General features: G+C 46.7%; 15 protein-coding genes. 6 read left to right on the top strand and 9 right to left on the bottom strand.

Annotated features, from left to right (window positions below):
• From QUA42_RS10635 to QUA42_RS10650, 4 genes are all read left to right on the top strand, one after another.
• The coding region (locus QUA42_RS10635; RefSeq protein ID WP_333137259.1) for a calcium-binding protein at positions 1-1,055 on the top strand (1,055 nt) is incomplete at its 5' end.
• 534 nt (positions 1,056-1,589) lie between these two features.
• A complete protein-coding gene (locus tag QUA42_RS10640) occupies positions 1,590-2,576 on the top strand; it encodes a threo-3-hydroxy-L-aspartate ammonia-lyase (RefSeq protein WP_333137260.1) in 987 nt (328 codons plus the stop codon).
• A 300-nt stretch (positions 2,577-2,876) separates the two neighbouring features.
• Entirely contained in the window at positions 2,877-3,182 is a 306-nt protein-coding gene (locus QUA42_RS10645) for a small RNA NsiR4-regulated ssr1528 family protein (protein ID WP_190744918.1), read from the top strand.
• A gap of 82 nt (positions 3,183-3,264) precedes the next feature.
• Positions 3,265-3,495, top strand: a complete 231-nt coding sequence (locus QUA42_RS10650; RefSeq protein ID WP_333137261.1) for a hypothetical protein — start codon at positions 3,265-3,267, stop codon at positions 3,493-3,495.
• A 268-nt stretch (positions 3,496-3,763) separates the two neighbouring features.
• Here QUA42_RS10650 and QUA42_RS10655 read toward each other — a convergent pair whose 3' ends face one another.
• From QUA42_RS10655 to deoC, 6 genes are all read right to left on the bottom strand, one after another.
• Positions 3,764-4,681, bottom strand: a complete 918-nt coding sequence (locus QUA42_RS10655; protein WP_333137262.1) for an NAD(P)H-dependent glycerol-3-phosphate dehydrogenase — start codon at positions 4,679-4,681, stop codon at positions 3,764-3,766.
• Between the two features lie 111 nt (positions 4,682-4,792).
• Positions 4,793-5,221, bottom strand: a complete 429-nt coding sequence (locus tag QUA42_RS10660) for an NUDIX hydrolase (RefSeq protein WP_333137263.1) — start codon at positions 5,219-5,221, stop codon at positions 4,793-4,795.
• Positions 5,222-5,311: 90 nt separating this feature from the next.
• A complete protein-coding gene (locus tag QUA42_RS10665; protein ID WP_333137264.1) occupies positions 5,312-6,538 on the bottom strand; it encodes a glycosyltransferase family 4 protein in 1,227 nt (408 codons plus the stop codon).
• Positions 6,539-6,564: 26 nt separating this feature from the next.
• Positions 6,565-8,136: an MFS transporter gene (locus QUA42_RS10670; RefSeq protein WP_333137265.1), complete on the bottom strand. Its 1,572-nt coding sequence runs from the start codon at positions 8,134-8,136 to the stop codon at positions 6,565-6,567.
• A 230-nt stretch (positions 8,137-8,366) separates the two neighbouring features.
• Complete coding sequence (recO, locus tag QUA42_RS10675; protein WP_333137266.1) at positions 8,367-9,242, bottom strand: DNA repair protein RecO; 876 nt, start codon at positions 9,240-9,242, stop codon at positions 8,367-8,369.
• 245 nt (positions 9,243-9,487) lie between these two features.
• Positions 9,488-10,168, bottom strand: a complete 681-nt coding sequence (deoC, locus tag QUA42_RS10680; protein WP_333137267.1) for a deoxyribose-phosphate aldolase — start codon at positions 10,166-10,168, stop codon at positions 9,488-9,490.
• A gap of 414 nt (positions 10,169-10,582) precedes the next feature.
• Between deoC and QUA42_RS10685 the strand changes: the two genes are divergently transcribed.
• Entirely contained in the window at positions 10,583-10,945 is a 363-nt protein-coding gene (locus QUA42_RS10685) for a hypothetical protein (protein WP_333035674.1), read from the top strand.
• Positions 10,946-11,296: 351 nt separating this feature from the next.
• Complete coding sequence (locus QUA42_RS10690; protein WP_333137268.1) at positions 11,297-12,319, top strand: tetratricopeptide repeat protein; 1,023 nt, start codon at positions 11,297-11,299, stop codon at positions 12,317-12,319.
• 90 nt (positions 12,320-12,409) lie between these two features.
• Here QUA42_RS10690 and QUA42_RS10695 read toward each other — a convergent pair whose 3' ends face one another.
• The 3 genes from QUA42_RS10695 to QUA42_RS10705 form a co-directional block, all read right to left on the bottom strand.
• Complete coding sequence (locus tag QUA42_RS10695) at positions 12,410-13,156, bottom strand: hypothetical protein (RefSeq protein WP_333137269.1); 747 nt, start codon at positions 13,154-13,156, stop codon at positions 12,410-12,412.
• 575 nt (positions 13,157-13,731) lie between these two features.
• On the bottom strand, positions 13,732-14,454 hold the full coding sequence (locus QUA42_RS10700) for a pyridoxine 5'-phosphate synthase (RefSeq protein ID WP_333137270.1): 723 nt from the start codon (positions 14,452-14,454) through the stop codon (positions 13,732-13,734).
• Positions 14,455-14,516: 62 nt separating this feature from the next.
• Positions 14,517-15,302, bottom strand: coding sequence for a nucleotidyltransferase domain-containing protein (locus QUA42_RS10705; protein ID WP_333137271.1), 786 nt, complete (start codon positions 15,300-15,302; stop codon positions 14,517-14,519).
• Between the last annotated feature and the right edge of the window lie 51 nt (positions 15,303-15,353).

A 15,353-nucleotide genomic window follows, 5' to 3' on the forward strand; every position in this document is an offset into this window, starting at 1 on the left:
GCGAAGGCGGTGATACGATTACTGACTTTACCTCTGGGGTAGACAAATTCGAGTTTAGCGCGAGCGCTTTCGGCAATGTGACTACGACTAACTTTGACGGTGTGAGCGGTTCAACTCCTGACATTACTGGCAAAGAGTTCGTGATTTTCACAGGCGGCAGTTATGCCTCTTTGGAAGATGCACAAACTAAGGTCCTGGGCAATTCTACAACTGCTGGTTTCTTCGCCTTTACGAATGCGTCGAACGAAACGGTGTTGTATTTTGACGCCAACGGTACGACTGCCGGCGGTTCTACCTTGATTGCAAATCTGGGTACTGCTGCTAGCAATCTGGGAACGGCGGACTTTGTATTTACAGGTACGATCGCCTCTTCTCCTGCTGGTACTACTACCAACTCAGGCAGCGTTGTGGATTTAATCACTAATCCCGGTACTTTCCCGACAAACGGAGTTAACAATTTCGGTTCAGGTGTTGGCGGTTACAACTTCACCACTCCTGTCTTATTTACAGGAAGTGCGACAGCTAATAACGTCACCGGCACTGAGTTTGCTGACATCTTGAACGGCGGATCGAGTGCTGATATTTTCGATGGCGGTGCAGGTAACGACAGCATCTTCGGCGGCGCGGGTAGCGATACTCTCAACGGCGGCATCGGGAATGACACTTTAATCGGTGGTGTGGGAACCAATGTTCTCAACGGCGGTGCTGGTTTGGATGTGTTTGTGTTCAGCGGAACTACTGCTGACGGCGGGGATGTAATTACCAATTACAGCACTGCTGACGATCTAATTAACCTCGACAGCACTGGGTTTGCAGCCTTTACAACCGGATCTGGGCCTTTGGGTTCGAGTTTCTACGCTTACAGCAGCACAGTGTCTGATGTAACTGTGTTTGAAGCAACTTTAACCGGGCCGTCCATCATGGCTATCTACGACGGTTTGTCTACTAAACTGTATTACGATAGCAACGGTTCTACGGTTGGTGGTAACAGTTTGTTTGCCACTGTCGATGTCAATTTGGGAGTTTCCGGTAATTCTGAATTGTTCTTGTTCTAAACGGCAAGAATTCTAATCGGGATATCGGTACGGTTAGGGACACAGCAATGCTGTGTCCCTACAATACAGAGGTAAGGACATAGTAATACTGTGTCCTTTTTTTTTGTAATTGTTAAACAATTTAGTCGCTATTTTTTGGGTAGGGAAATGGCATTGCCGTGTCCTCTTTTGCGTTGTTGTCGATGGTTGGAGTCGATCGCAATAGCGAGGGCAATTTCACCATCCAATCCGGTTTATTTTACCCGTTACCCGAAATCTGGATATAGCGCCGTGCCATTTGCATACAATTAATCGGGATGTGGTTAAATTTGTATTCATTAATCCCTCTCCTATGCAAGTAAAAACGCCACTTTACTTTTTGATAGTAAATTGTCATAACTTTGATTTTAGTCAACAGCTTTTTTAACCATTAAGTGCGACACCTAATAATTCTTATCCTCCAAAATATAATAAAAATTTATACTTTAATCGTAGGAGTGAAGCGGGCCATGCCCCTCCTACAAATAAAGTCCTCGATCGCCCCATCTAAAATCTATGAGTGCCCCATTGAGTACCCAAAATCCCTTGTCAGTCTCTTTCGCCGATGTGGAGGCGGCGGCAAAGCGCTTGCAGGGCAAAGCTTTCAAGACGCCGGTGCTGACTTCGGAAACTTTCAACAAACGCACAAATTCTCAGGTATTTTTCAAATGCGAAAACTTTCAGCGGACGGGTTCGTTTAAATTTCGGGGTGCTTGCAATGCTTTAATGCAGCTATCTGAAGCCGAAAAACAGCGGGGTGTGCTGACTTTTTCTTCGGGAAATCACGCGCAGGCGATCGCCCTGGCGGCGCGGTTGCTAGAAATTCCTGCTACTGTTGTCATGCCGACAGATGCGCCCAAAGTCAAGCAAGACGCGACTCGCGGCTACGGTGCGGAAATTATTTTGTACGATCGCACTCAAATTGCGCGGGAAGAGTTAGCGGCTAAAATTGCCGCCGAACGGCACTTGACAATTATTCCTCCTTACGATCATGCGTGGGTGATTGCGGGACAAGGTACGGCGACGCTGGAATTAATCGCAGAAGTTGGGGAGTTGGATTTGCTGTTAGTTTGCTGCGGTGGCGGGGGTTTGCTGTCGGGATGCGCGATCGCAGCAAAAACTTTGTCTCCGCAGTGTAAAGTAATAGGAGTAGAACCCGAGCAAGCAGACGATGCTGCGCGATCGTTCCGCACGAAAACGCTACAAACTGTTACTAACCCGGATACGATTGCTGACGGTGCGCGCACGCCATCTTTGGGAAAATTAACCTTTCCTTTGGTGCTGCATTATGTTGATGATATGGCAACAGTTTCAGAACACGCAATTCGCCAGACAATGTTTTTTATGTGGGAACGCCTGAAGATAGTTGTGGAACCGACGGGAGTGTTAGCGGCGGCGGCTTTGTTGTCAGGTGTTGTGCAGGCTGAAAATGCGAGGATTGGCGTGATTGTCAGTGGGGGAAATGTGGATTTGAGCGAAGGTGATAGGTTTTTTTCACTATAATTAAGTCTGCCACTTTGTTGGTTAGTCAGTCCGAAAGTCCGCCCGGCGTTTAAACCCGTGTCTAATAGCAAAAGTCCTCGAAAAAGGACTGGAAAGCATTTTTTATTATTATCTTTAGTCCACTGAAGTGGACTTGCTCTGTGAGAGGGGGGTTAAAACCCCCGGCGGACTTTCGGGCAAACGCCAATTATTCATGCAAACGTCAAATATTCATGCAAACGCAAAGTATTGACAAATTTGACCAAATTAAAGAGTGATCTGATAAAATGCTTCCACAACAAACTTCGATTTAATAGCACAATGTCTTCAGAAACAAACTCAGCGGCTCAATCGACAACTGGTGCAGATGCGATCGATGTTGCGATCGCCTCGGGAATCGACTTTGACGGTACTCCGATTCCGCAAGCAAAATTAGACCTCTACCAGCAAGTAATGGGATTAGAAGCCGGCAGACAGCGCAGTGGCGTGTCAAATACAATGCGATCGCGCATTGTCCGAATTGGTGTCAAACATCTGCCTCAAAACGAGCTCGATAAAATGCTCGTTGCTGCTGACTTCGCCCCGCTGAAAGATAAAGAAGTTGCATTTTATTACGGCGGAAAGTAAAAAATATCTACCCTTTTAGACAGATGAACAGTCATCTCTGGATCGGTCAAACTTGGGACAAATCCTAGCAGAGGGTCAGTGTATGAATACTAACGGTAGTACAGTCATTAGCAACCTCGAGTACGATTTGTTAACAGTTTTGCAAAACAAGTCTGAAGCTTTGAAAGCCTACGACACTTACATGAAAGATGCTCAGGAAATGGGTTCTCAGCCTTGTGCTGAACTGTTTCAAAAACTGCAGCAAGCTGACATGGAGCACGCGCAGGAAATTCGGCAGCACCTTCAACAGGTAATGCAACAAGGCAAGATGTAAAGCGGGTGCAACTCGCTCTGCAAGTTATGAGTTAGGAGTTATGAGTTAAGTAGCAGCTATGAGTTAAAGAGTTTAGGATTCACAACTCATCTTCAATTCCTTAAACTCTTTCTCTACCGAGCGATGGAAACATCAATCTGACCGCTCAACCAATGTCGCGTACAACTCTTAATTTATAACTGGCAACTGGTGACATCACTTCTTGAAACTTCAGCTACGGGTAGGGACTTAGGCTTTGCTTAAGTCCTTACCTATTTAGTGGTACAGGTTATAAAATCTCCGGTTTCAAAGCTCGTTCCATCAGCGATAAAACAGCTTGTTCGGGAGTAATTTCACCATTTAATAAGCGATAGACTTGACGAGAGACAGGCACTTCTATGCCGCGTTGATTGGCCAAATCAATCAACACATTAGTAGTATTGACTCCCTCAGCGGTGCTCTGCAATTCCTGCAAAATTTGCTCTAAAGATTTGCCTTTAGCTAACCCGAAACCAACCCGATAATTGCGAGATAAAGGACTGTTGCAAGTAGCGAGCAAATCTCCCAAACCTGACAAACCGTAAAAAGTTTCTGCACGAGCTCCCAAACGAACTCCCACCCGAATCATTTCCGGCAAAGCGCGAGTCAGCAAAGCAGATTTAGCATTAGTTCCTAATTGTAAACCGTCGCAAACACCAGCGGCGATCGCAAATACATTTTTTAAAGTTCCACCTAACTCAGTCCCCAGCGGGTCTTCATTCACATAAACCCGAAAAATATCAGAACTGTAAACATTTTGCAATTGCTTGGCTGCCGCTAAATCCAAACTCGCCGCCACCGTTGCCGCCGGCAAGCCCTGCTGAATTTCTTCCGAAAGATTCGGGCCCGAAAGTACCACAATTGAATTGTTAGGAAAGGCATTTTGCCAAATTTGAGACGGAGTGCGGGTACTGGCGGGGTCTAAACCTTTGGTGACGGTAACGATAATTGTACTGGGACTTAAGTCTAACGCAAGCAGTCGATCGACCGTTGCTCCAACTCCTTTCATCGAAACTGCGGAAACAACAACATCCGCACCTGTTATAACTGATTCTAGATTAACAGAACTGGTGCGCGACCACAAATTAACTTGATCGCCTTTTTTGCCTCCCAGATTTGCCAGTGCCGAACCCCAAGCACCTCCGCCTAATATTGTCAAGCTTGCCATAGAATTTAGTTTAATGAATTTAACCGCAGATTAACACAGATAAATCACCGATAAATCATAGCAATTAATCTGGCTTAATCCGCCTGCATCTGCGGTTAACAAATCCTCACCCTACAAACGCGGCCGCAACCCATAATGACGGTAACGCCAATAATCTCGTAAAATGCGATCGTGATCGAAACATAATTGATGGGGAATCTGCCAAGATTCAAAAATCTGTAAATTTTTAGCATCGTCGGCGGCTTGAGGTTCGCCGATTGCGGAAGCCAAGAATACAATACTGATAGTGTGTTCGCGGGCGTCGCGATTTGGGTCGGAATAAACGTAAAATTGCTCAATTAATTCTACATTCAAACTCGTTTCTTCTAAAGCTTCGCGTTTTGCCGCTGTTTCTACCGATTCTCCGTAATCGACAAAACCGCCGGGAATTGCCCAGCCGTAGGGAATATTGCGGCGTTCGATGAGTATGATCGGGCGGTGCGGGCGATCGGCTAATTCGATGATAATATCAACTGTAGGAGCGGGATTTTTGTAAGTCATTTGCAAAGGAAGAAGGAAGGCACCACACGGATTTTGACACGGATAGACGGATTAATTTCAACGGGTTCGGAGTTCCTTCTTCCTGCTGAATTATGCTAAACCGCGAATTAGTACGCGCTGCTTTTGCAAAACCTCTGCATACAGCTTTTCCAACTCAGTAATATTCTGACTGAGAGTGTATCGCTCCATCGCTCGTTGGCGTGCTTTTTGACCAAGCAGCATTCCCAACTCAGGATGGTCGCAAAACAGCGGCAGCAAGGTTTGCAACTGACTCCGTACCCGCTGAGTGTTCAAAACTATCCCCGCGCCTTCCTCCAAGGCCTCGCCGTCAGCACCGGCATCCGTTGCCAAACAAGCTAAACCGCAGGCCATCGCTTCCAGCAGCGACAGCGACAGTCCCTCCACCAAAGAAGGCAAAATAAATACATCAGCACCCCGCAGAATTTCGATCCGGCGTTCCTCCTCAGCAACAAATCCCAGCCACACAATGCCATCATCTTCGCCGTAAAACAGTTGCAGCGAGGCGGCTAGGGGCCCGTCGCCTACGATTGCCAATACGTTTCCAGGGCCAAAATTACAGTGTTTCCAGGCCTTGAGCAGGGCTTCTACATTTTTCTCCTGGGCAATGCGGCCTTGGTAAACAAAAATTCGATCGGCCTTTAATTCCGACTTCAACCCCGAAGGCCCTGGAGAATATTTAACAGCATCGACGCCGTTGGGAATTACAGCCACCCGTTCCTGTGGCACTCCTAACTTCACCAATATATCCCGCTGAATCTGAGAAAAAACAATCGTCGAGTCGTAGTTCGCCAAAAACGGAGCGTACAGTTGATACATCAGGTGTTGCGTTCCCGATGTCAAATTTCGCAATTTGCGATCGAACGGGGGGTGAAAAGTCGCCACCAGAGGCAAATTCAATTCTTGACAAATTTCCGGCAACAGAAAGTCTAGGGGCGAAAGCGTCAGGGAAGCGTGAACAACATCGGGTTTCAGTCGCCGCAGAGATTTCATCAGCACTGTGCGGGACTTGAGAGTGGGAATCGTATAAATTTGCGATTTGTAGTGACAGGGTAAAGAGACTTCGTTGCAACTAGCGGACGAAAGCGAATTGGTATATGAGGTTTGAGCAATTCCCTTTCCCCATGAACCATTTGCCATGTTCCACGCCGTATTGTTCCTGTCCAGTAGGCCCGCTTCTTGGGCAAAGTGCAGGAAACTAACCTGGTATCCCCGGTCTAATAGTGCGTTGGTGACTTCCCTGGAGTAAGTGACGTTACCGCAAAAAGGTGATTTTTTTCCTAGCCAAGCGATGTGCATTCGAGTAAATCAGAGTTTGTTATTTTTTAGCTTCGATCGACTTTGCTATTACTGCTACGGGAAATATACCAGGTTAAGACACCGCCAGCGATCGCTAATCCTGCTAAAGCCAAAAATACTGTCGGCAAACCCAGAAATGTTTCTGCTACCCCGGCCAAAGCCAAGGGTAAACTCAAAGCGATATTAGTGGCATTGTTTTGCAGCCCGAAGACTTTTCCCCGCATTTCTTCTGGAGTTTCTGCTTGAATTGTAGTCTGCATCGGCACTCCCACCAATGAGGCAAATAAACCCAACATAGTAATGAACAGCACCGAGAGCCACAAATGGTGTGTAAATGCAGAAAGGCCCATCAGAGCAAGTGCCATGCCGATCGATCCGATTAAACTCAGTTGGGAGTGAGAAAATTTGTGGCCGAGATAGCCGACTGTCGCCGCCCCACCAGCCATGCCGACGCCCACCGCAGCCAGCAAAAAGCCAAATTGCGACGCTTTCATACCGGGGAGGATTTCTGCCAGTCGCACCGCTAGAACTGCCAAGGCTGCAAAAATGGAAAATAGAATAATTAGTTGAATTAAAGCATTGCGGACTTTCGGTTGATCGTTGATGTAACGCAGCCCATCTCGCAAATCGGCTAGGGGGTGTGGCGGTTCGTGTTCGGCATCGTTTTTTTCGCCTGTTTTCATCGACAGCAACAGCACTCCGGCGAAGGCGTAACTTCCGCCTACTACTAATTCTTTGCCGATGCCGAGTCCGCCGCCGAGGTTGGAAAATAGGGTGTCGGCTAAAGCTAGTAAGGGTTCTCCGACTGCAAAGCCAATAATCACCGAACCCATCATGGTTGTGGTGTAGAGGGAGTTTGCCGATAGCAGGTGGCGGCGTTCCACAATTAGGGGAATCACTGACTGTTCTGCTGGGGCAAAAAATTGAGTTAGAGTCGAGACTAGGAATGTCACTAGCAGCAGCAAGCAGAATCCGAGCGGCAGTTGACCGAGTTCCCACCCGTCAGAGAGCCACAGCAGCACGGGCAATGTTAAAACAAAGCCTCCCCGCAGGAGGTTTGTGGCTACGAGCACTGCTTTTTTCGACCACCGATCGACATACACGCCTGCGGCGGCCCCGAACAACACTGCGGGAATGGTAAAGGCGATCATGATTGCTGATACCCACCTGCTGATGGTTTGATCGGGCGCTTGAAAGCGGCTGGCCACGAGGGCGATCGTCAGTACGAGATAAACTTTATCTGCTAGTTGGGAAAAAACTTGCCCACTCCACAATGCTAGAAAATTTGGGTTTTTGAGCACTGGCAGAAATCCTGTTTCTTTTTCCGGAGTTTCGGCTACTGCTTCGGAGAGTTCTGCTGCTGGCTCTGGTGTGGGAACCGGGGGGATGGCTTCGGGTTGTTGGCTTTTGCCGTTGCTTGACTCTGTTTCGGGAGTTGTGGGATATTTATCCATCTCTGGGTGTTGGACGTTGCTCCATTGTCGATCGGCCAAGACGGGATCGGAGCGAAAATCGGGAAAATTTTCTCGTTCTTCCATTTTGTGGTGGGTCACAGCTAAAACAGATATTGTCAAATCAGAATCGGACAGTCGCATCATAGGATTGGGGGGGGATCGCCTGGGATGGTGGAGGTTGGGGGACGGGAATTTCAAATTGAGGTGTTAACCCCTAAGTTTATTAATAATCTCGTAACTTTATCTCTATCTATTATCTGATGTCGCAACAACCTTGAGAATTTACCTGAAATGGCCGGCTGGTTCGGGTATCCGGCAGGCTGGGGGTGCGATGTACGATCGTTCGTTCACCTATTTAAATCAACACTCAAAATTTAAAACTCAAAACTCTCTAGGTAGGTGTCGATCGAGCTTCCCGATCTAATCGTGCAACCTAAATGATACTGGGCATATTGCCGCAAAATATTTTCTACGGATACCCAAGTTGTTCGATCGGCAATCCCCTCTCCTAGTTCTGGACTAGCCAACTGTTGCAGCGCTGCTAATTCATTAGCATTAATCTCAAAATTTGTCAAGTGTTTGCTGCGATTAGTTTGCCGGGAACGGGAGGCGGATTTGTACAAGGTGCCGATTTCGGAAGAGAGTTCTGCCTCTAGGTTAGCTAGCTCCGACAAGCTGAAGGTTCCCCCAGAGGGTATACTAAACCCGGTTTGCCAGTTCGGATCGGTGAAATTTGGGATGAGCGGGTGTCTGGTGGCGCAGCAGACTTGGACTTGGGGCGCGAGGCCGGCTAAGGCTAGCAGGTGAAAAATGCCGTGGGTGAGGTGGGCGACAAGTACGGCGGCGGATTCGATTTCTGTGCGATCGGACAAACGCTCCAAACGGCTCAAATGTTCGCCCAGCAACCAAAAGAGTTCTTCTTGCGGTTCGTCGGAAAGGGCACTGGCGATCGCCAATTCGGCCAGATATTGCGCGGCGGAGAGTTTTCCTAGGTTGCGGCTCAAACCAGGATGGGATTGTACCGTGTCAGCTTGGGTAATTTTGTCGAGCGATCGGCCTTTGGCAATTAGCAATTCGTTAACGACAAATAATTCGCTTCTACCGCCGATGGTCGATCGTTGTTTGCGAACACCCGGTGCTACGGCTCGAATTAAGCCGAATTCCCGCGTCAAAATTGTCAGCACTCGATCGGATTCGCCCATGGGCGCACTCTTAAGATTGATTCCAGTTGCTTTGTAAGTTCGAGTCACTCGATTTTAGATTTTAGATTTTAGATTTACTACATTACTTCCGACAGTTTCATTGTCATCGTTGGTCGATCGACCTGGAACAGTCATTCTACAGTTGGCAATCAAAAACTGTCCGAAGTATTGTTATTAGACAGTAGCAAAAACAGTCCAGAACGCAGAACTTTTAGTTGTATGGTGCGTAAGGGCGCACCAATTCCCAATTAGCCATTGCTAATAATTAATAATTAATGACTAATCACTAATCACTAATGACTTTTATCTAAATTATCGCGCTGGCGGATTAATTCTGGGCCGCGAGAAGTCCCCAAACGAGTTGCCCCAGCTAATACCAAATCTAGAGCTTGTTCGTGAGTACGAATTCCTCCGGCCGCTTTAATACCAATCCGTCCCTTCGTAACTTCCTTAAGCAGTCGCACATCGTCAACTTTCGCCGGGCCAAAAAAGCCAGTGTTGGTTTTGATGTAGGCGGCACCGGCTTCCATGCAAATCTCAGCCGCTAATTGTTTTTCGGCATCGGAAAGGAGCGAACTTTCGATAATTGCTTTAATGGTGAGATTAGTTTCTTCGCAAATTTGGGCTAATTCCCGGTGGAATTCGTCGATTCTTCCAGCTTTCAACAATCCTAAGTTAACGGAGACATCTAACTCTACGGCTCCATTATCTGCTGCTTCTAGAGCTTCGTAAACTTTCACCGTTGAAGTCGAAGCACCGGTGGGAAAACCTATAACTGTACAGACTTTGGGACGTTTGCCGTGCAGCAGCTCAACTGCTTGTCGGACGTAGGCGGGATACACGCAAACTGTGACAAAGCCAAATCTCTCTGCTTGTTGGCAACAGTATTCTACTTGCTCTGGCGTAGCGGTGGGGTCGATCAGGCCGTAGTCGATCAAGGGGGCAATATCGATGTCTGCCTGGTTTGCAGCCATTGCTGTTTTTTCTCCGAAGTAACTACTTCCTTATTATGTAGCGAATTTACCAATCTTCGGTCGAAAGCGCCCGCGTACAACCTCCCGGATTCATCCGTGAGGTCGCTTTCTCCAATTCTTCAATCTAAAATCTAAAATCTAAAATCTAAAATCGATTGACTTTACGCCGGGTTCTAGCAAGTATAAATACTCAATTGGCTCGTAAAAACTCTTATGGGAATTGGTTTACCAATTTGTTTCAAAAAATAATATTTTGGTATCTGCCTTTAGATACATTTTTGATCTTTCTTTAGGTATACTTTGTTAAAAGGAGTTACGGTAGAGCCTGCGTCAGCTACGCTAGGGCAGAGCCTGGTAGCGGCTACTGTTTTTACTTTTAGTAGTGCTTTAAAAACATAAAAGCCAGTGCCAAGCATGAATCATTTAGAACTCGAACAAGAAATTGGGAAGATGGCTAGAGCGATGATGACTCGCAATAGCTTAATTGGTAAGGATTTGATTGCGGATCTCCGAGGGCGGCTGTCAGTTGACAGTGTAGCTGCTTTGATGATTGTCAGTATTGAGCGTTTGATTTGGTATGACTGCGAGTCCGTGATCTGGAGTTTGAGTTATTTGATTCCTGCTGACGTGATGGAAGAAATTCGCCGGATTACTGCGCTGGTTGTTTGCCAGCGGTTGATGGGCCAGGGTTTTCTGCTGGGGAAAGATTTTAGTATTGATGCAACAGGCCAGTTGCTATTGAGTGAGAATGCTAAAACAGCGGTTGTGGTTGCTTGAATTGGGCAACCACAAGTAGAAGCTATTAGCAGTAGGAGATTTGCAGTTAGACTTGGGGCGCCCTAGGACTCTTTGTGTAACTGCAAACCTAATTCGGGATGCGGTAAGAGTTGCGTGATTCACGGAAAGTTAAGATTCGCAGCAGCTCTAAAAAACGATGAGTGCGGTTAGCTAACAGAGCTTTTTACTAGAGGAAAATAGTTAGTTTGGATCGCAAATTGTTGAGGTTGTTACTGGCAGTGTGTACGGGCGATCCCCCTGTATCAAATTTTTCATATTTTTAGTGGAATTACAGTTTTATTCCAGCTAGGGTTTCATGTAGAATCATCCCTAAGATAGATACAAAATATTATGAACTTACTTCAAAACTTGGAAGCGGCTTGGTATTACCATCTGGGTTCGCGCCACCTCGAAGCTAACGATGATCATGGTGCTCTGGCGAACTTTAACAGAGCTTTGAAGTTGCAATCAGATCATTATAAGGCTTGGTTCGGCCGAGGTATGGCTCTAGGGAAATTAGAACGCCACTTAGAGGCGCTGAAAAGTTTTGATGAAGCCTTGGCGGTGGAGCCGAATGCGAGCTTTGGCTGGCACAACCGGGCTATTGCTTTAGGAAAGTTGGGCCGCTGGTTGGAGGCTCTCAACAGTTTTGACCGGGCTCTGGAGTTCAGTCCGTGCGCGGCGAGTATTTGGCACAACCGGGGACTGACGCTGATCGATATGGGGCTTTACGAGAAGGCGGTTCTGAGTTTTGATCGTTGTTTAAATTTTTACCCGGAGGCTGCTTGGGCGTGGTACAACCGAGGTAATGCCCTGTTGGAACTCAAGCTTTACTATCAGGCGCTTAACAGTTTTGACCGGGCGATCGAGTTTAAGCCTGACGACGCGAAGGCTTGGTACAATCGGGGTATAGCTGCGAACTCTATGGGACTTTACAAACAAGCAGTGGCTAGTTTTAGCCGATCGATCGCTCTACAACCGGGGAGAGCCGAAGCTGTGGGCGAACGGAGAGTTGCTTTGGAGAAATTAGTAGGTTTAAACCAGAGAAATGGCAAGTTTACTCCCACATCTGAGCGTCCCTTTGAAGATTATTTAATTTGGTACAACCGGGGTGTGGAATTGGCACGACAAGGCTGCTACTCTGAGGCGATTGCTTGCTACGAAACTGTCTTAGAAATAAATCCTGATTTTGCTAACGCTTTTTACAATAAAGCTTGCTGTTATGCGCTATTGGGATTTGCTGATTTGGCCCTTGACAATTTGCAGCGAGCTGTTGAGTTTATCCCTAATTTATACCGAGAGCTAGCTTTAGCTGACTCGGATTTAAGCTGCATTTGGAAACAAGAACGTTTTGAAGCGCTGATCCAAGGTTGATTTTACGCAAAAAACAGCTCGCCAATTGGGCGAGCTGTTTTTTTTTGGCGACGCAAATTCGATCGCCCGACAGTATTTGTGCAATCTTTGCTATTGCACAGAAACTCGGATTGAAGACTTGACCGGCCTCTTGGCAACTACGATTACCCGGTAGATACCGGAGTCGGGGAGTTGAGCAAAAGTTTGACCTTCGCCTTGATCCAGGAGTTGTCCCGTCGGAGATTCGATCGCCAGATCTAGATTTTTGTTGCTAGCTGTCACCCTAATTGTCTGTCCCTGCTTGCCTTGAAGCGTAATTGGCTGGATTTGGTAGCCGGACATTTTGAGTTTGATTGTGGCTTGTTTTTCCTTGAATGCTATGGGAATTGCGCGATCGGGCCTATAAGTCCACTTAGCGTTAAAGTCGCGTCCGAGTACGAAGCTGGTGGTTTCACCTTTCGGGGTAACTCGCACGCGATAGATGCCGGACTCTGGCAACTGGCCCATCCACTGATTGTCTGCTTTTTCAATAACCCCCATATTTTCACCATTGGGACTGTACAGTTGGGCTGTCAGTTGTCCCGCCCACAGGGAGAGAGTGAGTTCTCGCCCTTTGACGCCTTCAAAAATATAGGTGGTGGGTTGGTTGATGGTTTCTCGGATTTCCGAGGTTGACATTCGCTTGATCGGTTCGAGGTTGGGAACTGATTCAGAGGTAACGGGTTTGTTAAGGGTTTCTGTAATTTCCGAGGCCGCCATCAGATCGCTCGGTGCAATTTTGGGGGCTACTGGGCTGGCAAATACTGATTTTGCCGTCATCATGAGTAGCATTCCAGTCAGTAAAATTAGTTTTTTCATGTCGCACTTCCGAGGGGGGTAAGGAATTGTATATGGTTACTTGTGTTTGCCTGTTTTCACCGGATTAAATCGGGCGATCGCACAGAGGCTACAGGAGGAGATAGGATACACGTAAATATCCCGTACTTGCACAAAACCTGCTGGTAGCAAATTGGCAGTGCGGGAGCTAAGTAGTAGCCTCAGTTTGTCGGGACATTTTAATGATACTCCTTACGGATAATATCATCACAGAATATTAGTAATTTGGTCTAGGAAAATTAAAGCTTTTTCCGAGGAGCTTGCTAAAGAAATGCCCACACCCAAAAAACGCGGTGTCTGAGATTCTGGCTCTGCCTTGCTACTAGAAAACGGCTAGCACCCCCACAGGGTAACAGCCCCTAGTGTTACTTCATTTTTGACAATCGCCTAATTATCTAGGGCGCTGCGAACCCCACCTTACAATATTTGTAGCGTGTCAAACCATTTTTTGCGTAAGTTTTGATCCTGTATTTTTGTATGGCGGATTTAGTTTTTATTTTTGATAAAAACGAGTTTATCATGGCAAAATCCGCCCTTCCACACGAGGTTAATTTGTACTACGAACCTGCCAGAATTTTTAGGTAAGCTTGTACTGTGTTGGACAACCCCATTTCTAGTGCTTCCGCAATTAAAGCATGACCAATTGATACTTCGAGTATATCAGGAATAGAGCAAAATTTAGCTAGGTTTTGCAAATTTAAATCATGTCCGGCATTCACCCCTAAACCTGCTGATTGAGCGGCTTTAGCTGCTAAGACATATTGTTGAAAAACAGATTCTACTCTACCTTCGCGAAAAGCAGTTGCGTAGGGTTCCGTGTACAATTCTACTCTGTCTGCTCCAACTTCTTTTGCTAGCGGCATTAGAGCAGCATCTGCGTCCATAAACAAGCTGACTCTGATGCCGTTGTCTTTTAATTTTTGAATGATTGGTACCAGCCGATCGCGATTTTCGGGAATATTCCAACCGCTATCGGATGTTAGCACGTCGGGAGCGTCCGGCACCAAGGTACACTGAGCCGGTTTTACGTCGCAAACTATATCCATAAATGGCGGCTGAAACGGATTTCCTTCGATGTTGAACTCAACGGTTAGCATTTTAGCTAATTCGTAAACATCGGTGGCTTTGATATGCCTTTCGTCGGGTCGGGGATGGACTGTAACGCCATGAGCTCCGGCAGCAATTACTGTTTTTGCGGCTTCCGTAACGCTGGGGATACCGATGTTTCGAGAGTTTCGGAGGAGGGCAATTCTGTTGATGTTGACGCTGAGTTTTGTCATGGGATGTTAATCTTTAAGGTAGATGCTACTATATTAATCGCTTTCGGTACGAAATATTGAGCCTATTGCGGTACTGGTAGGGCATTGTCAGAGGAAAAATTAGCTTGTGCAAGCGGTAAAGTTTCTGCAAAAAAAACCTCAGCTATTTCCTGTTTGGCTGCCAAATCTTCAAGGTTGGCAATGCAGAAAAGCGGTGCGACGCGATCGACTATTTTGGGCGGAAAATCTCGGGTGAAATATTTTAGTTCAAAGTCGTATCTGTGGGGACGGTAAATCATGCCCAACAGTTCGACTAAGGGTAGAAGCGTCCAATTGTGATAGTTGCCGATCGCATCTACTAAATGTTCGCGATAAATCTCTTTTTTAACCAGAGGTTGCAGCAAATCGAAACGGATTTTAATTTCGTTTAATCGGGTTTGCATTCGGGATAAATGATGGTTTTTATCCAAAAGATGGGGTACAGCTAGATTAGCTTTGTCAAAGGCGATCGGCACTGTCCCGTGTCTCTCTATTTCCAGGAAATCGTTGCGGCTGCTGCGCCTAAAAACGGCGAAATCAATTAGCAAGAACGGGGGGGTTTCTTTCAGCCGCCAGAAGCACTGCGATTGACCGTGCCAAGCGGGTTCGGGAACTCTATATTTGAGTTCGATTTCGGCAATTTCTGCGAGGGCTTTTTCAACAATCTCAAATGTTTCTTCCACGCAGTTATCTTCAACCACAACCGCAATATCGAGGTCTGACCACTCGTCGGTGTATCCGTGGGCTGCTGAACCTCCTTCCCACAAAGCGAGAACAAAATCTAAAGGTTGTAAGGTTGAAATAATCTTTTCGAGAATGATTTGTCTCATGGAATCAAGCTATACTGTTTGTTTGGATTGTAAGGTCAATTCTGTAAAAGC

The organism is Microcoleus sp. Pol11C2 (assembly GCF_036701505.1).
Classification (GTDB): Bacteria; Cyanobacteriota; Cyanobacteriia; order Cyanobacteriales; family Microcoleaceae; genus Microcoleus.